This is a genomic window from Paraburkholderia ferrariae NBRC 106233 (assembly GCF_000685035.1).
Classification (GTDB): Bacteria; Pseudomonadota; Gammaproteobacteria; order Burkholderiales; family Burkholderiaceae; genus Paraburkholderia; species Paraburkholderia ferrariae.
This window is the reverse complement of sequence record NZ_BAYB01000049.1, coordinates 26,927-52,631: the sequence shown is the minus strand read 5'-3', so window position 1 is coordinate 52,631 and position 25,705 is coordinate 26,927. Positions and strand designations below refer to the sequence as shown.

Here is a 25,705-nt window from a genome sequence, read left to right as displayed (position 1 = left end):
GACTACCGTCACCTGGCCTCTGCTTACCGAATTACGCTAAAGTCGCTGGGACGTAGGTATCTGAGGACCGGCAACGGTCATGCTCACGCTGCAGCCTCCGTCGATTCATGAACAGAAGACACCAGGCTGTCACGCGTGATGTCGGCGATGGATCGGGCCCCGGTCAACGTCATCGCGACCTGCATTTCCCTGGCAATGAGGTCGAGCAGGTTGGCGACGCCTTTCTGCCCGGCTGTCGCAAGCGCATAGATGAAGGCGCGGCCGAGAAGCACGGTGTCGGCGCCCTGCGCGAGCATGCGCACCACGTCGAGGCCCGAACGGATGCCGGAATCCACCAGGATGGTGAGATCGCCCTTGACCGCATCGGCGATGGCCGGCAGCGCCCGAGCCGTGGAAAGCACCCCGTCGAGCTGACGGCCGCCGTGATTGGACACGACGATGCCATCGGCACCGAAACGCACGGCCTCTCTTGCGTCCAGCGGATCGAGAATCCCTTTGAGAACCATGGTCCCTTTCCAGGATGCACGAATCCACTCAAGGTCACGCCAACCGATCGACGGATCGAAATTGGTCCCGAGCCAGCCGACGTAGTCTTCCAGCTTCGTCTTGCGTTTCAGATAGGCCGAGACGTTGCCCAGATCGTGCGGACGGCCCATGACACCGACATCCCAGGCCCAGCGCGGATGCACGACGGTCTGCAGGATCCGGCGCAGTGCAGCGTTCGGCCCCGACATGCCCGAATGGTTGTCGCGATAGCGCGCGCCCGGCACGGGCATGTCCACGGTAAAGACCAGGGTGCGTACACCGGCATTCCACGCTCTGTCGAGCGCGTTTTTCATAAAACCCCGGTCCTTGAGCACGTAGAGCTGGAACCAGATGGGGCGCTCCACCTGGCTCTGCACTTCTTCGATGGAGCACACGGAAACCGTGGAAAGAGTAAAAGGGATGCCCTTTGCAGCCGCCGCGCGCGCGGCCTGCACTTCGCCGCGCCGCGCGTACATGCCGGTCAATCCGACGGGGGCAAGTGCCACTGGCATGCTCAATGTCTGGCCGAAGACCTGGGTCGATAAATCGACTTCCCCGACCTCTTTCAGAACCCGCTGACGCAGCGCCAGCTTGTGGAGATCCCCGGAGTTGCGCCGCAGCGTGTCCTCGGCATAGGCGCCGCCGTCAATGTAGTGGAAGAGGAAAGGCGGCAGGCGGCGCCGGGCAGCCTTGCGATAATCCAGTGTCGATGAAATGATCATGGTCGGGTTTCTTTCTCCAGGGTAACTTGCCGGAGCGCACGGAAAGACCTGCGCTGACGCGCCGCAGCATCTTCGATGAACTGCAGGCGGCTCCCTACAAAAACAGGGTGCCCAGTGACGGCGTCGCGTGCGGCATCCTCGCGGCCGTCGACGACGGCGTCGAGGATCTGGCGTACAGGCCAACCTTCTCGCGACGCAAACTTAGCTCAGTGCCGGGGCGGATGCGCTCACCCGGGTAGCATGCCTGTCAGCACATATGCCTGAAGCGCAGTGATGACGCACACGACCAGCAAAAACAGCAGGCTGTGACGGAGTGTGAAGCGGAACAGTTCGGCTTCCTTGCCGGCCAGGCCGGTCGCCGCACAAGCCACCGCAATCGACTGCGGAGAAATCATCTTCCCCGTCACGCCGCCGGTCGTGTTGGCCGCGACGAGCAAGGTGTTAGAGACGCCGATCTGATGCGCAGTGGTGTGCTGGAGCGAGCAGAACAGCGCGTTCGACGAGGTATCGGAGCCCGTGAGGAAAACTCCCAGCCAGCCAAGGATCGGTGAAAAAAACGGAAATGCGGCGCCCGTGCCGGCCAGCAACAAGGCCAGAGTCGATGACATGCCCGAGTAGTTCGCGACGAAGGCAAAGGCTAGCACCAGGCCAATCGAAAGAACTGGGCGCCGCAGCTCCACCACCGTTTCACCGAAGAGCGAGATCGCATCGCGCGGTTTCAGACGCAGCAGCAGGATCGAAATGATCGCCGTGAGCAGAATCGCGCTGCCGACCGCAGATAGCAGGTCAAGCTTCAGCACCGCCTCATAGGCCTTGGGCGTTGCGACGATGGGCGCAGCCTTGATCACCAGCTGGTCAAGCCCGGGCACCTTGAATTTCAGAACCGTAGCGGCCAGGACGCCGTGGCCGGCGAACAGCGCCTTGAATGCCGGCAGGCTCCATACCGTCACGATAGCGGTGAGGATGCCAAACGGCGACCACGCGCGGATGGTTTGAGCCAGCGTGTACGGGGACGCCTGCGAACTACGGGCCTGACTGAAGCTTTCCGTGCCGTGACCGAAGTTCGACAGCACCGCCGTAGCCCCCGCTGCTGCGCCGCCGGCGGCGGTCGCCGCCTGCTTGGCGGTGCGCGGCCGCCACACCTTCAGGAACGTCGCCAGTGAGACGAGACTGACGAGTGCCGACGTGACGTCCGGCAATTCGGGGCCGAGGTGGTTCGACGTGAAGTACTGTGTCACCGCGAAGCTGCCGCCGACGACCAGCGCGGCGGGCCACGTCTCTTTGACACCACGCGTACCATCCATCATGAACACCAGCCAGAACGGCACCGCGAGGGACAGGAGCGGCAACTGGCGGCCAGCCATCGCTCCAATCACGAACGGATCGATTCCGGTGACCTGTCCGGCCACAATGATCGGGATGCCCATCGCCCCGAATGCGACCGGCGCAGTATTCGCGATCAGACACAGTCCAGCGGCATAGAGTGGGTTGAAGCCTAGTCCGACCAGCAGCGCGGCGGTGATCGCCACCGGCGCGCCGAAGCCGGCGGCACCCTCGAGGAATGCGCCAAACGAGAAGCCGATCAGCAGCATCTGCAGCCTCTGGTCGTCGGTAATCGAGAGTACAGAAGCACGGATAATGTCGAACTGCCCCGTCTTCACCACAATCTTGTAGAGAAATACCGCCGTGACAATGATCCATGCAATCGGCCAGATGCCGTAAGCGAAGCCGAAACCTGCAGCGGCCAGTGCCTGCGGCATGGGCATGCGGTAGGCGAAAACCGCTACGCCGAGCGCCAGCACGAGGGTAATCCCCGCGGCGACGTGACCCTTTATGCGCAAACCAGCCAGCGCGACGAAAAAGAAGACAATCGGAATCGCCGCCACGAGGGCTGACAGCCAAAGACTGCCAAGTGGCGTGTAGATCTGGGTCCAGGGTTGCATATCGGTCTCCTCCGAAGATGCGGATCAAAGAATCGGCTTCGCCTGTTGCATATGTTCGGGCTGCATAGACGTGGTCGTTCGAATCGGTTCGTCAGCAGTGGTTGTGGATGCGTATCGGAATTGCGCCGTCCGTGCGATTCGTCGATGTCGCGGGTATTCGGTTGGGTCGCAGGAATCCCGAAGCACGAAAGGCTTGGGCGCAAGTGCGACGTGAGTCATCTAGCTCATCACGTGAGCGCAGCGGATATCTTGGTAGCCGTCAATGCGAGGCAGCTTGCGGGACTTCGCCGGCGTCGCCACTCCGCGGACGCAAGCGATCATGCGCATGCGCCGCGGTGCGAACGAACGTGCATGGGCGGCCGCGGTGGGGTGTCGTTTCGGCACGTCTCGCTCCAGAAAGGTGCCCTGCGCTGAACGCGGGTCGATAACTATTTGAGCGGATAATCTCTGACTACGCGTTAAACTTCAAATTGGTTGGACCAGTGGTTCGAGCACATGGGACGGAGGCGGATGATGACGGTGAACGACAGTGCACGGGGACAAGTCGAAGCAGTGATGCGCAAGCTCGAAACTGCCCTGCTGGACGGCACTTGGCCTGTCGGGTCACGTTTGCCCGCCGAACGGGCGCTGGCGCAACAGCACGACGTTGCACGCAACACGATTCGCGAGGCGATCCAGCGGCTTGCTGCGCGCGGCCTCGTGAAGAGCCGGCGCGGCGCGGGCGTTTTCGTCACGGACCGGTTGCGCGTGGGCATCGCGTCGCCGTGGGGTCAACTGGTCGCCGATCATCCTGCGCTGCGTAAAGACATCGTTGAGTTTCGTCGCGTGCTGGAAGGTGCTACCGCGTACTTCGCCGCCTTGCGGGCGAATCCGGGCGAGCGCAAGAAGATCCGCGCACTTATGCGCGAACTCGAGCGTTGTCACCGCGTCGATGACAACGCAGCCGAAGCAAAAGCGGACGCCATGTTGCACGACGCCATCGCCATGGCCTCGCACAACACGATGTTTCTACATCTGCATTCGAGCGTGATTGCGATGCTGCGCGAACATATCACGATCAGCGGGAACAGCTTGCGCGAGGACGGGAAGGCCTCGTCCGAGCAGCTTCTGCTGCAGCATCGCGCGGTATGCGAAGCGATTTGCGCACGCCGCCCCGAGGAAGCCCGCACCGCGATGCAAACACATATCGACTTCGTACGGAACTGGATCGACCGAAATGATTCTTAGCCCGCACGGTGGCCCAACCAGCGATCTCCGGTTTGGTCGCAGTAAGCGTCGGGTATCATCCGCGACACCTGCGCCCTTGCGCCTATCGCCGAGGTGAACCGCCCCGGGAATCGTGGAGGCTGGTTGGTTTAAGTTAATGCAGGTTCAGCGGCGGCTGTTTCAAGTTGCCGATAGTACTTTGCCTCAGCGGGCGGGATATAGCCGAGGGGTTCCAGCAAGCGATGATGATTGAACCAGGCCACCCACTGCAGCGTTGCCAGTTCAACGGTTTGCGCCGCGCTCCGAATCCCGCGCATTGATCGACCGCCATCGCCAGTGTCAGTTGTTTCATCGTTTTTGTTTTTACCGTCGCATGTCCACGCTATAACGCATGACAGCCATAAGTGGTGGACTTGATCAGCATTGCCTTAAAGCAAAAACGGCGCATGCGAACTGCATGCGCCGTCGTTAAAAGGCCTCACTGTGCAGTCAGATCGCCGCTCTTCAGATTGGCCTTGACCAGCGTCGGCAGTCGATCCAGAAATGCCGTCGGATTCGTGTACAACTGATCGTAGTAACCATTCACGTTGTTCTTGTCGACTGGAATCATATTGAGCAGCGCTTTCTTCGGATAAGGACGTCCCTGCAGATAATCGACGGCTACCTGCACGGCCTCGCCCATTTCCAGCGCGGCGTTCTGCAAGCTCGTGCCGACCATCGTGCCGCCCTGCACTTCGCGCATACCGTCCTTGATGCCGTCGATGCCGGCTACCACGATCTTGCCGTCGAGGCCCTTGGCTTTCAGCGCCTGCGCCGCGCCGATCGCCATGTCGTCGTTCTCGGCGATGATGCCGTTCACCTGTCCGCCGAAACGCGAGAGCCAGTCCTGCGTAACGTTGTACGACAGCGTGCGGTCCCATTTGCCCGGCTGCCACGCGAGTACCTTGATGCCCGGCGCTTTCGCCAGTGCCTGCTTGATGCCCTTCGTGCGATCCACTTCCGCCGATTGACCAATCGGCCCTTGCAGGATCACCACGTTACCCTTGCCGCCAAGTTTCGTGATCACCTGATTCGCCACCTGCGCGCCCGCGCCCACGTCGTCGGGGCCGACATACGATGCGAGCAACGCGTCGCTCGGCGCATTGATTGCCATGTTCACGCCGACCACCGGCACGCCGGCTTTCTTCGCCGCTTCGAATTGCGGCGCGAGTGTGGCCGAATTGACCGCGCCCACGATAATCAGATCCACCTTGCGGTTGATGAACTGCTGCATTTGCGAAATCTGCGTATTCACGTCCATGTTCGCGCTGACCCACAACAAATCCACGTTATTGGCCGCTGCGATCTTCTCCGCACCCTGCTTGCCCCATGCAACCCACGAAGGCATACCGTACACGGCGAAACCGATCACGGGCTTGTTCCTGTCGGCGTGCGCGCCGAAAGGAGTCAATGCAAGCATCGACGCCGCCAGCAGCAATGCATTCCTTCGCGATACCATCGTTTTCTTCAAGTTCATGTCTGCCTCCATCCGTTTTTTAGGTAGGCCGGGTTTCAGGCTCCGGCCACTTCACGCGTTACTACGAAGACTTCCGGTTGACGATCACGTCGATGAAAACGGCGCTGACGATGATGCAGCCCTTCACGATGTTCTGATAGAACGGCGAGACGTTCATGATGTTCAGACCGTTGTCCATCACACCAATAATCAGGATCCCAAAGCACGCCCCTTTGATCGATCCGCGTCCGCCGGAAAGACTGATCCCGCCGATCACCGCCGCCGCAATCGCATTCAGTTCATAGCCCGCACCCGTGGTTGGAATACCGGCCGTCACACGCGAGGCCAGCAATACGCCGCTCACGGCCGCCAGTAATCCGCTGATTGCGTACACGCTTGCCTGCACGACCCGCACTTTCACGCCCGCCACGCGCGCCGCCTGCGCATTGCCGCCTACCGCGTAGATATGCATGCCCAACTGGGTTCGCGACAGCACGATGTGCGAGACGACGATCACGACGATCATCACCAGCACCGAGGTCTGCAGAATGCCGACGCTGCCGGACAAACCGAGAAACGTAGTGGACAGGCCGGAAATAGGCTGACCGTCACTGATCACCGACGCGACGCCGAGCATCACCGTCATCGTGCCGAGCGTGGTGACGAAGGCCGGCAATCTGCCGAATGCGATCAGGATTCCGTTCACTGCGCCGATCGCCGCGCCCGCCGCCAATGCCGCAGCGACGGCGGCAACAGTGAAACCCATACCGTCCTGCTGCGCGATCAGCGCCGCGATCACGCCGGTCAATCCGACGATGCTGCCGACCGACAGATCGATACCACCCGTCAGAATCACGAACGTCGCACCCGTCGCGAGCAATGCGTTCGTCGAGACCTGCGAGAGAATCACGCCCATGTTCGAGAAGGTCAGGAATTCGCTATTCGATAGCGAAATGCCCGCCATAAACACCACCATGATCACCACCAGCAGATACCGCACGAGCATTCTCTGCCAGCCGCCCAGCAGGCTCCTCGCCCGTTGAAGCGTCGAATGATTGTCCAGCTGCAAGGTTCCGTTTTCAGCGTTCATCTGCCGCTCCCATCGCAAGGCGAAGAATGGTTTCCTGATCCAGTTGATGCCGCGGCAATTCGCCGACGATGCGTCCCGCGCGAAACACCAGCACACGGTGGCTCAGATTCAGCAATTCGGGCATGTCCGACGATGCCAGCAGAATGCTGACGCCGCTTTTCGCAAGCTCGATGATCTGGTTGTAGAGATCGCTGCGCGCCGACACGTCGATGCCGCGCGTCGGCTCGTCGAGAATCAGCACCTTCGGTCGCTGCGTGATCAGCCAGCGCGCCAGCGCGATCTTCTGCTGATTGCCGCCGGACAGATGCGTGACCTTCTGATTCAGGCTCGAATAGCGCACGCCGGCCGTATTCAACGCGTCGAGCGCGGCACGTCGACGCGGTTTGCGCCTGAGCAGCCCGAATGCATTCCTGAATGCGCCGATATGCGGCAGCGTGGTGTTGTCGAGTACATTCATTTCGACCACAACGCCGGCCAGTTTGCGATCTTCCGGCACCATCGCGATGCCGCCGCCGAGCGCCGCACGTACGTTGTTACGCGGCAGCGGCACGCCGTCCAGTTCGACCGATCCGCTCGAATGACGCAAGCCGAAAATGGCTTCGAGCAATTCGCTGCGCCCCGCACCGACGAGTCCGCCGAGCCCGAGGATCTCGCCTTCCGCCAGCGAGAAACTGTTCTCGGCGCCGAAGCCCGCTACGCTCAAACCGTCCACCTTGAGACGCGCTTTCGCACCGGCCGCCACGCTTTGCAGATCCGGAAACAGGTTGTTGATTTCGCGTCCCACCATGGCCGCGACGATCTGCGGCTCGGTGATGGTATTGGCCGGCTGCTGCGTGATCAGTTGCCCGTCACGCAGCACCGCGACGTAATCGGCAACCGTCGCGATCTCTTCCATACGGTGCGTGGTGTAGAGAATGCACGCCTCTTTGCGACGCAACCGATCGATCACACGGAACAGGTGCTCGGTTTCGCGCGACGACAGCGACGACGTGGGCTCGTCCATCAACACGATGCGCGCGTTACGCGAGGTGGCCTTGATGATCTCGACCAGTTGCGTGGCGGCAATGCTCAGGCGCCGCATCGGCATGCGCGGATCGACATCCAGTTCGACCGATTCGAGCAATGCTTCGGCCTTACGGATCATCTGCCGGCGATTTAGAAAGCCGTAGCGGTCGCGGATTTCCTGGCCGATCAACAGGTTCTCGTACACCAGCATGTCGGGAATGGGCAGCAGTTCCTGCGGAATGATCGAGATGCCTGCCAAGCGCGCATACAGCGGACTGAAATGCGCGATCCGTTCGCCGCCGATATGAATCTCGCCCGCATCGGGCGCAATCTGGCCGGTCAGGATCTTGAACAGCGTCGACTTGCCCGCGCCGTTTTCGCCGGCCAGCACCGTCACTGCGCCCGCCGGAAACGACGCCGTGATGTTGCGAAGCACGGGAATGCCGTCGTAATGCTTCGATACGCCCTGGCAATCGATCGCCGCCGTATCGATCAGACGCGCGGCAGCCGCACCATTTGCGTTGCCTGCGCCGTCCGCATCGTCTGTTTCATGCAGATGACTGGATGTCGCGCGCGGCGCCGCCGCGTACGACATCACGGCATGTTCTGCAGCCATAGATTGCTCCACTGAGTTCGGGTTGAACACGCCACGCATGCGTCGCGCGGCTAAACCAGTGTCTCCTCGGATTGGCGCAAGTCGGCGGCCGCGCGCCATTGGCGCAATTCATAAACGGTGCCGGGGCGCGCCGCCACTTTGCCGCTGGTATCGGCAAGACGTCGGCGGAAGCTGTGAATCGGCGTGGCGCGCGGATCGACGATCACTTCGATCACGCTCGGGCCGTCGAACGCGAACGCGGCGTCGAATGCAGCGGCGAGTTCCGATGCTTCGTTAACCTTGATACCGAGCAGACCCATCGCGTCCGCGGCGGCCGCGAAGTCCGGCTTGTTGCCGAACGACAGATCGACCGATTGACGCAACTCGGAGAAGAAGATCTCCTGCCACATCTGCAGCCAGCCCAGCGTGCCGTTGTTCAGCACCACGTTGACGACCCGCATGCGGTTTTGCGCGAGCGTGGCGAGTTCTCCGACCGAGAACGAATGGCCGCCGTCGCCCGCCACGGTCACGGCATAACCGCCGGTTGCACGCAGCACGGCGCCCGCGCCGATTGCCGCCGGAATCGAGTAACCGAGTCCGCCCTGACCGCGTGCATAGAGAAACTGACGGCCGCTCTGCTGCGCCGGAATGTATTGCGCGATCCAGCCGGCCGACCAGCTCGCGTCGCTAATCACGACGTCGGCGGCTTTCAGACGCTCGCGCACTTCGTGCATCACGCGCTGCGGTTTGAGCGGCAACGTGTCCGTCGTGGAATCGATGCGCAGCTTGTTTTCCAGCGCGGCCTTTCGCGTCGCGATGAAATCGAGCCATTCGGGTTGCGCTTCCACACCGGCTTCGCGCAACGCCGCGTGCAGGTCTTCGATCGTGAGACGAATGTCGCCGCACAGCGCGACCGTCGGCTCGAAGGTGCGTCCGTGTTCGGTCGGGTCCGCGTCGATCGTGATCGTGGCCTGACCGGCGAGCGGCAACGTCCAGTTCATCGCCGTGTTCTGGCTCGCCTTGCTGCCGCACCAGATCAGCAGATCGGCCTCCTTGATCAACTCGATCGCGCCGGCCGAGCCGAGCGGATTCAGCACGCCCGCGCTATACGGACGCGATTCCGGTACCGCGCCCTTGCCCGACAGACTCGTGACGACGAGTGGCTTCAGCCTATCCGTCAATGCAGTCAGTACATCCGAGGCGTCCGAACCGTGGACGCCGCCGCCCGCGATAATCGCCGGCCTGCGCGCACGCGATATCAATGCCGCGGCGCGCGCCACGTCGTCCTGCGGCGGACGGTAACGAACCGACGGCGCGTGAATGCAGCGCGCCTCGATCGGCGTGGCGAGATTCTCCGGATACGGCGCGTCCATTACGTCGTGCGGCACGATGATGACGACCGGACCGGGACGCGGCGACGTCGCGATCCGGAACGCGCTGCGCACGACGTCCGGCAGCGCCTCGACGCTCGGCACGGTAAACGTAGCCTTGGTGATGGTCTGGAAAAACGCCTGCTGATCGAAGCCTTGCGATGCCACACCCTTGTGGCGCAGCGTCACCCAGTCGAGCGGCAGTTCGCCTACGATGGCGATCATCGGAATCGACGCGTTAAAGGCCTCGACGAGGCCGTCGGGCAATTTGGTGGCGCCCGGCCCGACCGTGACGTCGCACACGCCCGGTTTGCCGGTCAGACGTGCGTAGGCATCTGCCGCATACGGCGCGGAACGCTCGTCGCGCACGAGAATGTGCTGGATCGCCGGTGAGAGTCGCGAGATGCCGTCGTGCAGCGCGGTGGTCTGGCCGCCCGGCATGCCGAAAACGTACTCGACACCATAATCCAGCAGCATTTTTGCAAGAAGATCGCCCACGTGTATCATACGCACTCCTATACGATTTAAAAGTTTCGAATCAGATCACGGTTGAAGTGAATTCGAATAAGCCGGTTTGACGCGCCCTCGCGGGAGCCTAGTGTTGATTCAGCGCGGAAAGCGCGTTCACATGTGCCTTGAAGCGGTCGAATTTGCGCTGATACACGCCCTGCCATTCCGCACGCGGCGCGATGTGCTGCGTAACGTGAACCATGTTGTCGATCGCGCTATGCCAGTTCTCATACTCGCCGAGACCGACCGCTGCCGCCATCACCGTGCCGAGCGCGCCGAGTTCGCTGCAGCCGGTAATCTCCACCGGCAGACCCAGCACGTCCGCGAAAATCTGTGCCCACGGTTCGCTGCGCGCCGCGCCGCCGGTCAGGCGAATCGAATCGACTGGTGCAATATCCTTGCCGGCCGACAATGCTTCGATATCCAGACGATGTGCGAACGCGATGCCCTCGAAAATGGCCCGCACGATATCTGCGGACGTATGCGCGGCTTCGAGTCCGATGAAACCGGCCGGTGCGCTGTCCGGTCCGCCGAACAGAAACGGCATGAACAGAATGTTATTCTCGCGATCCATCGCGCTCTGCACGCGGCTGCTCAGCGACTCGTAGATCGTGCGCCCCGAGTCTTCGGCTGCTGCGGCCACCACAGGTCCAAGCACCGACTTGCAGTACCACTCGAAATTGCTGGCGGACGTGGGCGAGCCTTCTGTCGCGAGATAGAGGTTGTCGATCGGGTAAGGGCTTTGCAGCAAAGGCAAGCGGTCGAGCCGAGGCGATGCGTGCAACGTGGAATTGATGCTGAAGGTACCCGCCACCACGCTCATCTGGTTGGGCGCTTTCACGCCCGAGGCCAACGCCGCGGAGACCACGTCCACCACGCCGCGAATCACGGGCGTGCCTTCGAGCAGCCCCGTCAGCCCGGCAGCGGTCGCGGTGACCTTGCCGGCCACGTCCGTGCCCGGTGCGATGTCCGGCAACTTGCCGAACCATCCGTCGATACCGAGCGATTCGAAGAATTCCAATTCATAGCGCTGCTTCGTGACGTCGCTGAGACCGGCGATGCCTGCGTCGGTCGGGTCGGTATCGAACACGCCGCACAACTTGCCGCGCAGGAAGTCCTTACAAAATAGAATCCGATGAGTGCGTTGGCACACTTCGGGTTCGCGCGCTGCGAGCCAACTCAACAGCGGCGCGGGTTGCCCGCTCCACAGGCGTTGCTGCACACGCAGTTCGTTCGGTGCTGCAACGCGGTCGCGGGTCCATCCTTCTATTACGTGATTGGCGCGCGAATCCGTCGACATGATGCCGGGGCGCGTGGGGTTGCCGCGCTCATCCACCAGGTACAGACCAGCGCCATAACCCGAGGTGCTGATCGCGACGATGTCCGACGGCGCAACGCCGGTGTTCTGCAGCAATGCGCGAATTGCTTCGGCCGCTTCCTGCCACATTCTGTCGGCGTCACGTTCGGTATGGCCCGGCGCCGAAAAGCGAATCGGGTTGCGCCGTCTTTCCGCGCCAATCTCCTTGCCTTGCAGGTCGAACAGGACGGCCTTCGTCATCGTATTGCCGGCGTCGAGTCCTACTAAATAGCGGGTCATCGCAGGTGTCTCCTTCTTGCTCAACTTGTCGTTACAAGTTCTAGTTTGAGTGGATTCTATATGCTCGATTCGGCAAGTCAATTAAAAAGCAGTGCAGCATTGATAGGGGTTTTCACTGCGTATCGCCGCGGCTGCGTGACAACTAGCATAGCGACAACGACGATTTGTAATTACAAGCTGAAGAGCGTTCCGCGTACCGTCGCAATCCAGGAGACCCGATGAGATCCCGAGCTTCAGTCCTCACGACGCTGCGAGCCCAACCTGCTGTCGACGTGCTGATCGTCGGGGCCGGCATCAACGGTATCGGCCTGTATCGCGATCTCGCTGCGCAGGGAACCGCGGCACTCCTGATCGATCAGTCGGATTTTTGCAGCGGCACGAGCGCTGCGCCGTCGCGTCTCGTGCATGGCGGCTTGCGTTATCTGGAGACGGGCGAGTTCGCGCTGGTACGCGAATCGGTGATCGAGCGCAACCGGCTGCTGCAGAACGCGCCGCATCTCGTGAAGCCGCTGGCGGTGTGGGTGCCGTTGCGCGAGCATTGGGCGGGTCTGCTGAAAGCGCCGGCCCGGCTATTCGGCTGGACGCGCACGCCGGGCGCGAAGGGTTCGCTGGTGACGAAGCTCGGGCTCGTGGTGTACGACTGGTTCGGGCGCGGCAATCAGGCCACGCCGCGTCACCAGATGATTGGCCGCGCCGACGTGCAGCGGCTGATGCCCGCCATGGACCGCTCCGTGCGCATGGCCGCGCAGTTTTACGATGCACGTCTCGTACATCCCGAGCGCCTCGCGCTGGAACTGATCGACGACGCGGAAGCGGATTGCCCTGAATCGCTCGCCATTCCTTATCTTTCGCTCGAAGATTCGAAAGATGGCGCGATCACGTTGCGCGATCTGCCCAGCGGGCAGACCTTCACGGTGCGCGCAAAGCTCGTCGTGAATACGGCAGGACCATGGGTGGATCGCGTCAACGAGCGGCTCGGCATTACGGGGCGCTTGATCGGCGGCACGCGTGGTTCGCATCTCGTGCTGCGTCATGCGGCGCTCGCCGCGCAACTCGCCGAGCGCATGATCTACTTCGAAACGCCGGATCATCGCATCTGTCTCGCGTACGGCATCGGCAACGGCAACGTATTGCTCGGCACGACGGACATCGGCACGCAGGACCCGGACGACAATCGCTGCACGTCGGCGGAAGTGGGTTATCTCTTCGACGCGCTGAAATCGATCATGCCGCACATCGACGCGTCGGCCGCGCATATCGTGTTCCAGTACGCGGGCATACGTCCGCTGCCGCATGCCGACGCCGACGTCACGGGTGCGATCAGCCGCGATCACAGCCTGCACGCATTCGAACCGACGAGCGATCGCCCTTACACGGTACTCGCGCTAGTGGGCGGCAAATGGACCACGTATCGCGCATGCGCCGAACAGATTGCCGACGACGTGCTGGCCCGTTTGCAACGCAGCCGCGTACGCAGCACCGCGTCGCTGCCTGTCGGCGGCGGTGCCGACTGGACTCACGACGCGCGCGAACTCGAATCGCGTATCGCCACGCTATCGCAACGCTTTAACGTGCCGCCCGAAACCGTCCGCACGCTTGCCAGACGCTACGGCTCGATGTGCGCGACGGTGCTCGAATCGGTCGCGCAACGCGGCGGCGAGCCGGCACGCGCGGCACGCGGCTACTGGAGCGGCGAACTCGTGCACCTGATCCGCCACGGGCGCGTCACGCATCTCGACGACCTCGTATTGCGGCGCACGCTACTCGTACTCGACGGCCAATGTACCCTCGATACGCTGACCGAACTCGCCGCCTGCATGGCCGCGGAACTGAACTGGAATAGCGACGAAACCGCCGCTGAAATCGACCGTGCCGCTACCCTATTGCGCGAACGTCACGGTGTTAAGATAGCGCACGCCCCCGCTGCGCTTCGTTCACGACCGACTGCACCGCTCCAATGAAATCCGACGTTGCCACCATGCTGCCGCCTGCTACCGAATCCGGCACCACGGCACCGCGCCAGCCGCTTTGGTCCCAGGTCAAGCATGCCATCCTCAGCCTGATTCAGGACGACCATCTACCGGCCAACGCGCCGCTGCCTTCCGAAAGCGATCTATGTCAGCGCTTCGGCGTGTCGCGTACCGTCGTGCGCGAAGCGATGAATCAATTGGTCTACGAGCACGTTATCTACAAGCGCCAAGGCAAAGGCGCGTTCGTCGCGGGGCGCCGCGAGAGTCAGGAATTCGTCGGCTCGATCATCGGTTTCTCCGACGAGTGGTTCGAGAAGCATCGCGCGGTAGACCGCCGCATTTTGCGTCAGGTCAGCACGTTTCCCTGCTCGCGCGCGCGTGAATTGCTGCAATTGCCCGAAGGCCAGGGACCCGGGTCGCGCGTGATCGAAGTGTCGCGTGTGCTGAGCGTCGAGGGCATCCCGCATATGCTCGTCACCATTTCCATTCCCGAGCGTCTCGTGCCCGGTCTCGACCAGGTGCCGTTGCAAACACGTTCACTGTACGACGTGCTGCGTCGCCAGTATGGTCTGCACTTCCAGAATGCCGACCGCTGGATTGAAGCGGTAACCACCACCGCCGAAAATGCCCAACTACTCGAAGTAACGACCGCGACGCCCCTGATCGCGATCGAGTCCTGCGCGCATTCCGATTCGGGCCAACCGATCGAATACTGGAAAGCACTCTGCCGTACCGACGTGGCCTCGCTGCATTTCCAGATTCGCCGCTAGAACGATGAAAATGACTGGCAAGCCAAAACTGGCAGCCATCAAAGAAGACCTTCATGGCCAGCTGCGCCGCGCGCATTAATCCGCTGCTGACGGCGGCCATAGCGTCCCGCAGCGCTGCCTCGTCGAATGATCCCTCTCGGGTAAGCTCATCATCCACCGAGAGCTGCAAGAACTTGAGATAGTCCAGACCGAGCACACCGGCGGGTAGTCAGGCTGATGAACTGACAGGCGAGCGTGGATCGCTTGGCATCTTGATGGCAGATTATGCAGGATAACTTACTTATACGAACAGGAAATCCGGTCGTGCCATGCACCTCGAACTGGCCGTGCCAGTCCAGTTCACTCGTCAGCCATGAGATGGCGAATCACGAGTGCCGGGTCAGCGATATCCAGAATCAGCCTGCGCAGGATGCGCTTGCGCATGTGCTCCTCGTCGAGAGTCCAGGGTGCACCCTTCTCGCTCAGATAGCGAGCGAGGGCGTCCCGGTTGTCCGCACCAGCTGGCAGGTCAAGCCGCACGGCCAGCAGTCCCGCCACGACATCATCGATCTCGACGTCGAGCGGTCTTGAGTCAATGCGAAGTTCGAGTTTCATGACGGTCTCCGGTAAAAAGCGGTGCCGCATGACGGAGAGGTGGCCGCGCAAATTCGGACAGCCGGATAAGTGGATAGCCCGGGGCCTGCGCCAGCGATAATGTTGGCAAAGGAATCGAGGAAATGACGAAGAGAACCCGACGGACGCACTCAGCGGCGTTCAAAGCGAAGGTGGCACTGGCAGCGGTCAAAGGCGAGCGGACGCTGGCCGAACTGGCGCAGCAGTTCGATGTGCATCCGAACCAGATCACAGAATGGAAGCGGCAGTTGCAGGAGCGCGCGGCAGACGTGTTTGGCGCGGCAGGCACGCCGTCGAGCGAGCCACCGGTGGATGTGAAAACGCTGCACGCGAAGATCGGCCAGTTGACGCTGGAGAATGATTTTTTAAGCGGCGCGCTCACCAGGTCGGGATTGCTGAGCGCAAAGCGATGATCGACCGTACGCATGCGCTGCCGGTTTCGCAACAGACGCGGCTGGTTGGCATCGCGAGATCGAGCGCGTATTGCCGACCGCAGCCGGTCAGCGAGGCCGATCAGTTGCGGATGCGACGAATCGACGAACTGCACACGGAGTTTCCATTTGCCGGAGCACGGATGCTGGCGCGCCTGTTGCGCCGGGAAGGCCATGAAGTGGGTCGTCGTCGCGTGCGCACGCTGATGAAGCGCATGGGCGTCGAGGCGCTCTACTGCAAGCCGGACACGAGCCGCCGCAACGCACAGCACAAAACCTGGCCGTATCTGCTGCGTGGCCTGAAGATCGAGCGGGCCAACCAGGCGTGGGCGCTCGACACGACCTACATTCCGATGACACGCGGCTTCGTGTACCTGACGGCAGTGGTGGACTGGGCGAGCCGCAAAGTGCTCGCCCACCGTGTCGCCATCACGCTGGAAGCCATGCATGCTGTCGAGGCGCTGGAAGAAGCGTTTGCCCGCTATGGGCTGCCCGACATCGTGAACACCGACCAGGGCAGCCAGTTCACGGCGGGCGGGTTCACCGAGGCTGTGCTGAGCCGAGGCATCCGGCTGTCGATGGACGGCCAGGGTTGCTGGCGCGACAACGTGTTCGTCGAGCGAGTGTGGCGCAGCATCAAGTACGAGGAGGTGTATCTGAAAGCCTACGAGTCGGTCAGCCATGCCCGGCGCTCCATCGGCGAATACATCGAGTTGTATAACCGGAAGCGGCCTCATTCGAGCCTGGCGGATCGCACGCCGGATGAGGCATACTTCGCGACGCTGCCTGCGATCAAAACGGCAGCATGATCGCCTCGGATGTTCCACTTAAAAATCTCAGAAGACTGTCCAAACGAGCGAGGCCACCTCTAGGCACGGAAGTCGTCGGGCACTCAGGCCATGCGTCCTGGCTTTAGCTCTGCTACGCTTTTTAGCGGCTAAAATGCTGCGCCCCTCAAGTGTCAATGAAATCCGAGGCAATGCCTCGACGCTCGAGCAACGCGCAACTTACTGCTGGAGTTCGACGGCTAGCCGCAGCAAGGGCGTAGACAGCTCTCGCATCAAGCTGTCTGCAATCTCTGCTGGACTCGCGTTTTGAGCGTTCTCAATCGGATCGCGCCCCTTTCGAATTGGTAGCTGGATTCTTAAGAACTGGAACTCGTGTCGATGCAGCATGATTTCGAACTCCGAACCTACGAAGTCCGGCGTGTCCCAAAGCTCTTCGTGGGTGAATCCGCCTTCATTTACTCGCGAAAGCACAGCATCAAGCGTTCCAAAAAATCTCTCCGTCCCCTCGTACCACTCCGCACGAAGGCATTCTGGTTCTAAAAGAACGTGCAGAAGCTTTTCTAGGCCTTCAACTTCTTCGCGATGCGCGGACCGCACAATGAAAGCATGCGTTATCGAATGCGGGCATCCGGTCTGAATGTTTGACAGGCGACGCTGAATGCTTGATGTCAGACCGAGCTTTACGTAGATCTTGCTTTCACCGCGGCAGGCGATTAAATAAACATAGTGTGTGTCCATCGGTACGGCCTCCCTGGCTGTCGAACCGCAGATTTCAACTGGCTAGCCCCTTCGGCTGTTTCAACGTCCACTCGTCGATCATGTCCGCCCAGTCCTGCAACATCGCCGTGCGCTGTTCGCGATACTCGGCCTTGTTGTATACGGCCCTAACTCCCCTCTGCTCGTGCGCCAAGCACTTCTCGATCCAGTCCGTGTTGTAGCCGGCCTCATGTAGGAGCGTGCTGGCCGTTCGCCGCAAATCATGTGGCCCGAACTTGGCGAGCGACTTCCCCTCCTTCTGCGCCAGCCGGTACGTCAGCGTCAGCACCTGATTAAGCGTGGCGCTGCTCATGGGTAAATCCGAGTCATACCGCGACGGCAGCACGTAGTCCGAACCACCAGCGAAGGTTTTCAGGGCAATGAAGATATCCAGTGCCTGCCGGGATAGGAACACCAAGTGCGGATAGCGTCGCTTCATCCGCTCCTTTGGGATCGTCCAAAGCGCGTCACTGAAACTGATCTCGCTCCACGTCGCGTTGGTCAGTTCGCTCTTGCGCACCATCGTCAGCAGCAGCAGCTTGGCGGCCGCTCGGATGGATGGCGTCGTGCCGATGCGCTCTATGTACTGGTACATCAAGCCGATTTCTTCGGGTATCAGCGCACGGTCGCGCGGCTCAAACCTGGCGATGGATGTTGGTCGCACCAGCTCTGCCGGGTTCTCGACCTTCTGGCCGCGCTCTATGGCCCAACGATAGACCTGCAACACTACCTCACGCGCATGCACCGCGGTTGCCGGTGCGCCTCGCTCCACGATAGCATCGGTCAGCGCCCGCAGATCCTCGTGGGTGATCTCTATCAACTTCTGATTGGCGAATTTCGGCTTCAGCTCCCGCTCGAAGACCGAGCGACGCATGTCGCGAGTTGACTCGGCCATTTGGTAGCCCCGCAGCCACTTTTCCGCCCAGGCTCCGAATGTCTCGGCGTCCTTGACGCGGGCCTTGTCCCGCGCCTTCTCCTTTGCTGGCGACTTCCCGGCCGCAATCATCTTCTTGGCCTCGCTCAGCCGCTCGCGGGCTTCCGCCAGGGTAATGCCGCCGGCACCGTAGCGGCCGAAGGTGACGGTCTCTTGCCTGCCGTGGATCGAGTAGTTGTAGCGGAACGAGATCGCCCCGGCCGCCGTTACGGCCACATAGAGGCCGTAACGGTCATTCACCTTGTAGAGCTTGTCCTTCGGCTTGATGTTGCGCAACTTGGTATCGGTCAGCATGATCCGTGCTCAGATTCCGTTCAAATACCATGATCCGAGCGCCGTCCAATTCTGGAGCAAAAACGCATAAAATCAATACGTTATACAGAATCAATACCATGCCTCCCCGTGAGGCGGGCACATGGTATCAGCGGCACATCATGGCATCACGTCGAAACGATACCACCATCTATGCCATAAAAAAACCGTGCTTGAGGATGCCGAAAGGTGCCAGCCATTGCCAGACACAAGCACAAAAAAGCCCGCAAAATCGCGGGCTTAGGGGTATTTTACTGCCAGTGGGTGCCGGCCGATGCCGGACGTCCAATCACTCCCACTCAATCGTCGCCGGCGGCTTCCCCGAAATATCGTACACAACCCGATTAATCCCACGCACCTCATTAATAATCCGGTTCGACACATGCCCCAGCAGTTCATGCGGCAGATGTGCCCAATGCGCGGTCATGAAATCCTGCGTCTGCACCGCACGCAGCGCCACCACGTACTCATACGTGCGCCCGTCGCCCATCACGCCCACGCTCTTCACCGGCAGGAACACCGCGAACGCCTGGCTCGTCAGGTCGTACCACGACTTGCCCGTTTCCTTGTCGATGGTGTTGCGCAGCGTCTCGATGAAAATCGCGTCCGCACGGCGCAGCAGGTCGGCGAATTCGCGCTTCACTTCGCCGAGAATCCGCACGCCCAGGCCCGGGCCCGGGAACGGATGGCGATACACCATCTCGTGCGGCAAGCCTAGCTTCACGCCCAATTCGCGCACCTCGTCCTTGAACAGTTCGCGCAGCGGTTCGAGCAGCTTGAGATTCAGCGTCTCCGGCAGGCCGCCCACGTTGTGGTGGCTCTTGATCGTGTGCGCGGCGTTCTTGCCCTTGCCCGCCGATTCGATCACGTCCGGATAGATCGTGCCCTGGGCGAGCCACTTCGCGTCGGTGAGCTTGCCCGCTTCGGCCTGGAACACTTCGACGAATTCCGCGCCGATGATCTTGCGCTTCGCTTCCGGATCCGTTACGCCGGCGAGCTTCGAGAGGAACGGCCCGCTCGCGTCCACGTGAATCACCTTCACGCCGAGGTTCTCGGCGAACGTCTTCATCACCTGCTCGGCTTCGTTCAGGCGCAAGAGGCCGTGATCGACGAACACGCAGGTCAACTGGTCGCCAATCGCGCGATGCAGCAGCGCCGCCGCCACCGACGAATCCACGCCGCCCGAAAGGCCCAGGATCACATGCTCGTCGCCCACCTGCTTGCGGATGGTCTCGACGGCCTCTTCGATGTAGTGGCCCATCTCCCAGTCGGCCTTCGCCGCGCAGATGCCGAGCACGAAGCGTTCGAGCATCGCGCGGCCCTTCACGGTGTGCGTGACTTCCGGATGCCATTGCAGGCCGTAGAAGTGGCGCGCTTCGTCGGCCATCGCGGCGATCGGGCACGACTCGGTCGAGGCCATGAGCTTGAAGCCTTCCGGCATGTCGGTGACCTTGTCGCCGTGGCTCATCCAGACCTTGAGCATGCCGTGGCCTTCCGGCGTCTGAAAATCTTCGATGCCTTCGAGCAGGCTCGTGTGGTTGCGCGCGCGCACTTCGGCGTAACCGAATTCGCGCAGGTGGCCGTTATCGACCTTGCCGCCCAGTTGCTCGGCCATCGTCTGCATGCCGTAGCAGATGCCGAGCACCGGCACGCCCAGTTCGAACACGGCCTGCGGGGCGCGCGGTGTGTCGGAGGTCGTGACCGAGTTCGGGCCGCCCGAGAGGATGATGCCCTTGGGCGCGAAGTCGCGAATGAACGCGTCATCCACATCGTACGGATGCACTTCCGAGTAGACGTGCGCTTCGCGCACGCGGCGCGCGATGAGTTGGGTGACTTGCGAACCGAAGTCGAGAATCAGGATTTTGTCGTGCATGGCAGCGGACGAGACCTAAAAAGAACGGATACGGAAAGCCGCGCGCTTAAGGCACGCAGCGTGAATAAGGAAAGCGAACGGCCGCCCTTCGAACGGCAGTCAAGACCAGGGTGCGGGCGCAAGGCGGCTGGGGCAGCGGGCTGTCGGGGCATCCAGGGCCGCTCAGCCACGAAGCGGCGGCCTCGGTGCGCCGGCAGCCTCGTCGCGGGCCGCGCGGCGCGCCGCTTCGGCTTCCACCGTGGTGTGGCTCCCTGCGAGGGGCGCCACGGGCGATGCAGGCGACGACGCGGGTTCCGATACTGACGCTGGCACAGGCGGCGCAGCGCGCTCGACGGGCGGCTCTACTGGCGCCGCAACCGCAGAGGTTGCAGGCGCCGCCACACCGGCGAATACCGGCGCCGCGTAAGTGACGGGCTCCTGCCGGCGCTCGCGCTTTGCTGCGTCGCGTGCGTCGCGCTCCGCTGCTGCGGCTTCGGCCGCAAGCGCCTTCTCGCGCCGCCTGACCGCCGCGGCGAGGCGCGCCAGCCCGAACCCCACCAGTATCAACCAGGCGCCCAGGGCACCCGCCAGCAACTGGCCGAAACCCGTGAGCCGCGGCGTATGCAGCCCGATCAGCCAGACCAGCAGCAGCACGCCGGCAATCCAGTCGAGATGGCCCGCCACCCGGCCGACCGGCGCGGTCATCGCTCCGTCGAACGCCGCGCGCGCGGCCAGCCACGCAAAACCCAGCAGCACCACGCCGAACACCTGTCCGACGAACGCCGGCTGCGGCTGCACCAGCTGCAGCGCGTCGAAGAGCGAGGCCCACGGAGTCAGCAGGAACAGCACTCCGAAACCCAGCAACATCAACGCATCGACAATCAGCACAACGCGCAGCAGCGGCTTCATGGGCGATCAGTCCACGTGGTAGTTGGGCGCTTCCTTGGTGATCTGGACATCGTGAACATGCGACTCGCGCATGCCCGCCGACGTGATCTCGACGAACGCCGCCTTCTCGTGCATTTCGTCGATCGTGCGGCAGCCGCAGTAGCCCATCGAGGCGCGCACGCCGCCGATCAACTGGAACAGGATCGCGTTGACCGAGCCCTTGTAGGCAACGCGGCCTTCGATGCCTTCCGGCACGAGCTTGTCGATGTTCGCCGAGTTGTCCTGGAAGTAGCGGTCCGCGGCGCCGTCCTTCATCGCGCCGACCGAGCCCATGCCGCGGTACGACTTGTACTGGCGGCCCTGGTAGAGGAACACGTCGCCCGGCGACTCTTCGGTGCCCGCGAACATGCTGCCCATCATCACGGCGTTCGCGCCGGCCGCGAGCGCCTTGGAGACGTCGCCCGAGTAGCGCACGCCGCCGTCGGCAATGCACGGCACGCCGGTGCCCTTGAGTGCTTCCGACACGTTGGCGATCGCGCTGATCTGCGGCACGCCCACGCCGGCGACGATCCGCGTCGTGCAGATCGAGCCCGGGCCGATGCCGACCTTCACGCCGTCCGCGCCGTACTCCACGAGCGCGCGCGCGGCGTCGGCCGTCGCGATGTTGCCGCCGATCACTTCGACGTGCGGGAAGTTGCGCTTGACCCACTGGACGCGTTCGAGCACGCCCTTGCTGTGGCCGTGCGCCGTATCGACCACGATGACGTCCACGCCGGCCTGCACCAGCAACTCGACGCGCTCTTCGTTGTCCGGGCCCACGCCCACGGCCGCGCCCGCGCGCAGCTTGCCATGCTCGTCCTTGCAGGCGGCCGGGTGTTCGGTCTGCTTGGTGATGTCCTTCACGGTCATGAGGCCGCGCAGTTCGAAGGCGTCGTTGACGACCAGCACGCGCTCGAGGCGGTGGCTGTGCATGAGCGCCTTGGCTTCGGTGAGCGGCGTGCCTTCCTTGACCGTCACGAGGCGCTCGCGCGGCGTCATGATGGTGCGTACCGGCTCGTCCAGGCGCGTTTCGAAGCGCAGGTCGCGGTTCGTGACGATGCCGATCAACTGCGCGCCTTCCACCACGGGGAAGCCCGAAATGCCATGCTGCTGCGACAGGGCGATCACGTCGCGCACCTTCATCTGCGGCGGAATCGTGATCGGATCGCGCACCACGCCCGACTCGAAACGCTTCACCTTCGCCACTTCACGCGCCTGCTCGGCGGGCGTGAGGTTCTTGTGGACGATGCCGACGCCGCCCTGCTGCGCCATCGCAATGGCGAGACGGCCTTCGGTCACCGTATCCATGGCGGCCGAGACGAGCGGAATGTTCACGGAGATATTGCGGGTCAGCCGGGTCTTCAGGCTGGTATCGCGCGGGAGAACGTCGGAGAAGGCGGGGACGAGGAGCACGTCATCGAACGTGAGTGCTTTCTGGATCAGACGCATGGCAAATCCTATAGGCGCAAAAGCAGATTATACGGGATAGCGCCCTGGAAATCATCAGTATCAACAGTAGCTTAGCGGCGATTTCGGTAAACGCGGCCGTTCGCGCGCGGGATTTTCCGGGCCCTTTCCGGCCCCCCAGGGTCCGGCCCTTTGCATGCCGGTGCAGGATGAAACAAGACACCCGGCCGGCGCCCCGTTAAGCTCGCGGCCAGTCAGATCGATGGGAGCATTCGAAAATGCAGCGTGGAGTGTTGTACGGCGTGCTTGCCGGCGCGTTATGGGGCACCGTGTTCGTCGTGCCGCGCCAGTTGCCGGAGTTTTCGCCCCTGCTCCTGAGCGCGGGGCGCTACGTGATGTATGGCCTCGTCTCGCTGGCGGCGCTCCTGCCGATGCTGCGCCGCGTATGGCCGCGCCTCACGCGCGCCGACCTCGTCGCGCTCGTGAAGCTCGCTTTTATGGGCAACCTGCTCTACTACCTGTTTCTTGCCACTGCGATCCACCTCGTCGGCATCGCACCGGCTTCGCTGATCGTCGGCGTGCTGCCCGTGACCGTGACGCTGCTCGGCCGGCGCGACCACGGCGCGGTGCCGCTCGCACGCCTCGTCTGGCCGCTTGCCATGATCGCGGCCGGCATCGTCTGCATCAACGTCGATGTCTTTACGGCCGCCGGCAGCGCCGCCTCGGGCGTGAGCGTGGCGACGAAGATCGCGGGCATCGGCTGCGCGGTGGGGGCGCTCGTCTGCTGGACGTGGTTCGCCGTCGAAAACGCGCGCTATCTGCATCGCAACGCGCATTTCAGCGGCAACGAATGGTCGGTGCTCTGGGGCGTGGTGACGGGCGCGCTCGGCGGCCTGCTGTGGCTCGCGATCCTCGTGCTGCCTGCCGGCGTGGTTCAGGACAGCGTGGCGGCGTCGCGCTGGACGACGTTCTGGCAGCTCAACCTCGTCCTCGCCATCGGCGCGTCGTGGCTTGGCAACGGCCTCTGGAACGCCGCGGCCAAGCGCCTGCCGCTCACCCTCTCGGGCCAGATGATCGTGTTCGAGACGCTCTTTGCCCTGCTCTACGGCTTCATCTACGACCACCGCCTGCCGCGGGTGCTGGAAGTGGCGGCCATCGTGCTGCTCGTGGCGGGCGTGAGCTGGTCGGTGCGCCAGCATTCGGGCGGCCCCGAGGACACCGCGCACGGCGACGGCCTCGTGCCCGAGGGCGATCTGCCCGGCATCGGCGACGCAGGCCGCAGCGAACGGCGCAAGACGGCCGCGTAAGGGCTCTCTCCCAGCGGAAAAGTAAACGGGCCAAAGCAGCGCATCTGCTGCTTTGGCCCGTGGCGTTCGGTAGCGTCGGCGGCTAAGGTAAGATCAACCAGGTCGATGTCGGGCTAACACCAGGTCAACACCAGGCCGACGCCAGGCTAACGCGAATCCTTGTTCAGCCACTTGCGCCCTTCCACGGATCCGGCCTTGCGGCTCTTGTCCACGCGCCGCTGGCGCGCGGCCTTCGGATCGACGATCAGCGGGCGGTAGATCTCCACCCGGTCGTGATCGGCCAGCACGGCGTCGAGCGGCTTGATCTTGCCGTAGATGCCCACCTTGAGCTTCTCGAGGTCGATTTCCGGGTGCTGCCGCAGAATCCCGCTTGCGTCGATAGCCTGCCGGACCGTGGCGCCCGGCGCCAGTTCGACCGCAATGAGCGTCTGCGTGTCGGGCAGCGCGTAGCAGACGTCGATGGAAAGGTTCGTGCTCATGGCTTGCCGTAGCGCTGGTCGGCGCGCTTCACGAAGGAATCGACGAAGGTGCTCGCAATGTGATGAAACACCGGCCCGATGAGCTTTTCCAGAATGATGTTAGAAAACTCGTAGTGCAGCGCGAACTCGATCTTGCAGGCGTCGGCACGCAGCGGCGTGAAGCGCCAGTAGCCCGTGAATTTGCGGAACGGGCCGTCGGCGAATTCCATGTCGATGCGTTCGGGCCGCTTTTGCGTGTTGCGCGTGGCGAAGTGCTGCTTGATGCCCTTGAAGTGGATGTCGATCTTCGCCTCCATGCCGTTTTCGTCCTGGCGGCGAATCTCGATGCCGCCGCACCACGGCAGGAAGTTGGGGTAGTCGGCCACGTCGGTCACGAGGTCGAACATCTGTTCCGCCGAATGGCGAATCAGCACGGTTTTCTGGACATCCGCCATAAGGTGGCAACGCGTGACAAGGTGAGGAAAGCGCTCGCGGGCCGGCTTTGCTGGTTCGCGGGCCCGCTTTGCTAAAATCGTAATTTTAAACGAGTTGGGCCTTTTCCATTTTTCTATGAGCATCATCGACAACAGAAAAGCGTTCTTCGACTATTTCATCGAAGAGCGCCACGAGGCAGGGCTCGTGCTCGAAGGATGGGAGGTCAAGGCGCTGCGCGCGGGCCGCGGCCAGATCAAGGAGGGCTACGTCGTCATCAAGGAAGGCGAGCTGTTCCTGATCGGCACGCACATCAGCCCATTGCCGGAAGCCTCGACTCACATCCATCCCGACCCGGTTCGCACGCGCAAGCTGCTCCTGCACCGGGACCAGATCGACAAGCTGATCGGCAAGGTCGAGCAGCGCGGCTATACGCTCGTGCCGCTGAACTTCCACTACAAGGATGGCCGCGTGAAGTGCGAAATCGGCCTCGCCAAGGGCAAGAAGCAGCACGATAAGCGCGAAACCGAGAAGAAGCGCGACTGGGAGCGGGAAAAGGCGCGCCTCATGCGCTCGCCGACCTGATGCCGGCTTGACGCCGCGCCGCTTCACCCCGATTCATGAAGAAACGGGCCGCATACGCGGCCCGTTCTCGTTTGGGATCGACAATCGACGGAGGAGCGTGCGCCGT

The 25,705-nt window shown here is 62.5% G+C and carries 21 protein-coding genes and 1 pseudogene; 6 read left to right on the top strand and 16 right to left on the bottom strand.

What is annotated here, in order from left to right; all coding sequences use genetic code 11:
* Window positions 1-83 precede the first annotated feature (83 nt).
* Complete coding sequence (gene lldD / locus BFE01S_RS33715; protein WP_028229288.1) at window positions 84-1,247, bottom strand: FMN-dependent L-lactate dehydrogenase LldD; 1,164 nt, start codon at window positions 1,245-1,247, stop codon at window positions 84-86.
* A gap of 227 nt (window positions 1,248-1,474) precedes the next feature.
* Window positions 1,475-3,190 carry a lactate permease LctP family transporter gene (locus BFE01S_RS33710; RefSeq protein ID WP_028229287.1) on the bottom strand — a complete coding sequence of 572 codons (1,716 nt, stop codon included), beginning with the start codon at window positions 3,188-3,190 and terminating at the stop codon, window positions 1,475-1,477.
* A gap of 513 nt (window positions 3,191-3,703) precedes the next feature.
* On the opposite strand from BFE01S_RS33710, the gene BFE01S_RS33705 reads away from it, so the two are divergent.
* Complete coding sequence (locus BFE01S_RS33705) at window positions 3,704-4,417, top strand: FadR/GntR family transcriptional regulator (RefSeq protein WP_028229286.1); 714 nt, start codon at window positions 3,704-3,706, stop codon at window positions 4,415-4,417.
* A 128-nt stretch (window positions 4,418-4,545) separates the two neighbouring features.
* Here the strand turns inward: BFE01S_RS33705 and BFE01S_RS44840 are convergent.
* The 6 genes and pseudogenes from BFE01S_RS44840 to BFE01S_RS33680 form a co-directional block, all read right to left on the bottom strand.
* Window positions 4,546-4,689 (bottom strand): annotated as a pseudogene (locus BFE01S_RS44840) (IS3 family transposase); the annotation flags it as partial.
* A gap of 185 nt (window positions 4,690-4,874) precedes the next feature.
* The gene (locus tag BFE01S_RS33700) at window positions 4,875-5,912 is read right to left on the bottom strand and encodes a substrate-binding domain-containing protein (protein ID WP_028229285.1); all 1,038 of its coding nucleotides are present in this window, start codon (window positions 5,910-5,912) and stop codon (window positions 4,875-4,877) included.
* Between the two features lie 61 nt (window positions 5,913-5,973).
* Complete coding sequence (locus tag BFE01S_RS33695) at window positions 5,974-6,981, bottom strand: ABC transporter permease (protein WP_052421067.1); 1,008 nt, start codon at window positions 6,979-6,981, stop codon at window positions 5,974-5,976.
* Window positions 6,971-8,602: a sugar ABC transporter ATP-binding protein gene (locus BFE01S_RS33690; protein ID WP_218002932.1), complete on the bottom strand. Its 1,632-nt coding sequence runs from the start codon at window positions 8,600-8,602 to the stop codon at window positions 6,971-6,973. Before BFE01S_RS33690 ends, BFE01S_RS33695 begins: the two co-directional genes overlap by 11 nt.
* Before the next feature lie 50 nt (window positions 8,603-8,652).
* Complete coding sequence (locus tag BFE01S_RS33685; RefSeq protein ID WP_218002931.1) at window positions 8,653-10,449, bottom strand: thiamine pyrophosphate-binding protein; 1,797 nt, start codon at window positions 10,447-10,449, stop codon at window positions 8,653-8,655.
* A gap of 97 nt (window positions 10,450-10,546) precedes the next feature.
* Window positions 10,547-12,058, bottom strand: a complete 1,512-nt coding sequence (locus BFE01S_RS33680; RefSeq protein ID WP_028229281.1) for an FGGY-family carbohydrate kinase — start codon at window positions 12,056-12,058, stop codon at window positions 10,547-10,549.
* A gap of 218 nt (window positions 12,059-12,276) precedes the next feature.
* Between BFE01S_RS33680 and BFE01S_RS41275 the strand changes: the two genes are divergently transcribed.
* Complete coding sequence (locus BFE01S_RS41275; RefSeq protein WP_042339577.1) at window positions 12,277-14,019, top strand: glycerol-3-phosphate dehydrogenase/oxidase; 1,743 nt, start codon at window positions 12,277-12,279, stop codon at window positions 14,017-14,019.
* The gene (locus BFE01S_RS33670) at window positions 14,016-14,798 is read left to right on the top strand and encodes a GntR family transcriptional regulator (RefSeq protein WP_028229280.1); all 783 of its coding nucleotides are present in this window, start codon (window positions 14,016-14,018) and stop codon (window positions 14,796-14,798) included. The genes BFE01S_RS41275 and BFE01S_RS33670 overlap by 4 nt, the downstream gene beginning before the upstream one ends.
* 339 nt (window positions 14,799-15,137) lie before the next feature.
* Here BFE01S_RS33670 and BFE01S_RS33665 read toward each other — a convergent pair whose 3' ends face one another.
* Complete coding sequence (locus BFE01S_RS33665) at window positions 15,138-15,392, bottom strand: hypothetical protein (RefSeq protein ID WP_028229279.1); 255 nt, start codon at window positions 15,390-15,392, stop codon at window positions 15,138-15,140.
* 122 nt (window positions 15,393-15,514) lie between these two features.
* Between BFE01S_RS33665 and BFE01S_RS33655 the strand changes: the two genes are divergently transcribed.
* A protein-coding gene (locus BFE01S_RS33655) for an IS3 family transposase (RefSeq protein WP_407668258.1) occupies window positions 15,515-16,650 on the top strand; the annotation gives its coding sequence in 2 pieces (ribosomal slippage) (window positions 15,515-15,779 and window positions 15,779-16,650; 1,137 coding nt in all).
* A gap of 198 nt (window positions 16,651-16,848) precedes the next feature.
* Here the strand turns inward: BFE01S_RS33655 and BFE01S_RS33650 are convergent.
* From BFE01S_RS33650 to guaB, 5 genes are all read right to left on the bottom strand, one after another.
* The gene (locus BFE01S_RS33650; protein ID WP_084170386.1) at window positions 16,849-17,367 is read right to left on the bottom strand and encodes a GIY-YIG nuclease family protein; all 519 of its coding nucleotides are present in this window, start codon (window positions 17,365-17,367) and stop codon (window positions 16,849-16,851) included.
* A gap of 34 nt (window positions 17,368-17,401) precedes the next feature.
* Window positions 17,402-18,613, bottom strand: coding sequence for a tyrosine-type recombinase/integrase (locus tag BFE01S_RS33645; protein WP_028229275.1), 1,212 nt, complete (start codon window positions 18,611-18,613; stop codon window positions 17,402-17,404).
* A 307-nt stretch (window positions 18,614-18,920) separates the two neighbouring features.
* Window positions 18,921-20,504 (bottom strand): glutamine-hydrolyzing GMP synthase, encoded by a 1,584-nt coding sequence (gene guaA, locus BFE01S_RS33640; RefSeq protein ID WP_028229274.1) that lies wholly within the window; start codon window positions 20,502-20,504, stop codon window positions 18,921-18,923.
* Between the two features lie 162 nt (window positions 20,505-20,666).
* The gene (locus tag BFE01S_RS33635; protein WP_028229273.1) at window positions 20,667-21,392 is read right to left on the bottom strand and encodes a hypothetical protein; all 726 of its coding nucleotides are present in this window, start codon (window positions 21,390-21,392) and stop codon (window positions 20,667-20,669) included.
* Window positions 21,393-21,398: 6 nt separating this feature from the next.
* Window positions 21,399-22,859, bottom strand: coding sequence for an IMP dehydrogenase (gene guaB / locus BFE01S_RS33630; RefSeq protein ID WP_028229272.1), 1,461 nt, complete (start codon window positions 22,857-22,859; stop codon window positions 21,399-21,401).
* Window positions 22,860-23,095: 236 nt separating this feature from the next.
* On the opposite strand from guaB, the gene BFE01S_RS41270 reads away from it, so the two are divergent.
* Window positions 23,096-24,124: a DMT family transporter gene (locus BFE01S_RS41270; RefSeq protein WP_042339574.1), complete on the top strand. Its 1,029-nt coding sequence runs from the start codon at window positions 23,096-23,098 to the stop codon at window positions 24,122-24,124.
* A 146-nt stretch (window positions 24,125-24,270) separates the two neighbouring features.
* Here the strand turns inward: BFE01S_RS41270 and BFE01S_RS33620 are convergent, their stop codons facing one another.
* Window positions 24,271-24,603, bottom strand: coding sequence for an RnfH family protein (locus tag BFE01S_RS33620; protein ID WP_028229271.1), 333 nt, complete (start codon window positions 24,601-24,603; stop codon window positions 24,271-24,273).
* The gene (locus BFE01S_RS33615) at window positions 24,600-25,037 is read right to left on the bottom strand and encodes a type II toxin-antitoxin system RatA family toxin (RefSeq protein ID WP_028229270.1); all 438 of its coding nucleotides are present in this window, start codon (window positions 25,035-25,037) and stop codon (window positions 24,600-24,602) included. Before BFE01S_RS33615 ends, BFE01S_RS33620 begins: the two co-directional genes overlap by 4 nt.
* Before the next feature lie 115 nt (window positions 25,038-25,152).
* On the opposite strand from BFE01S_RS33615, the gene smpB reads away from it, so the two are divergent.
* A complete protein-coding gene (gene smpB, locus BFE01S_RS33610; RefSeq protein ID WP_028229269.1) occupies window positions 25,153-25,599 on the top strand; it encodes an SsrA-binding protein SmpB in 447 nt (148 codons plus the stop codon).
* Window positions 25,600-25,705: the final 106 nt, after the last annotated feature.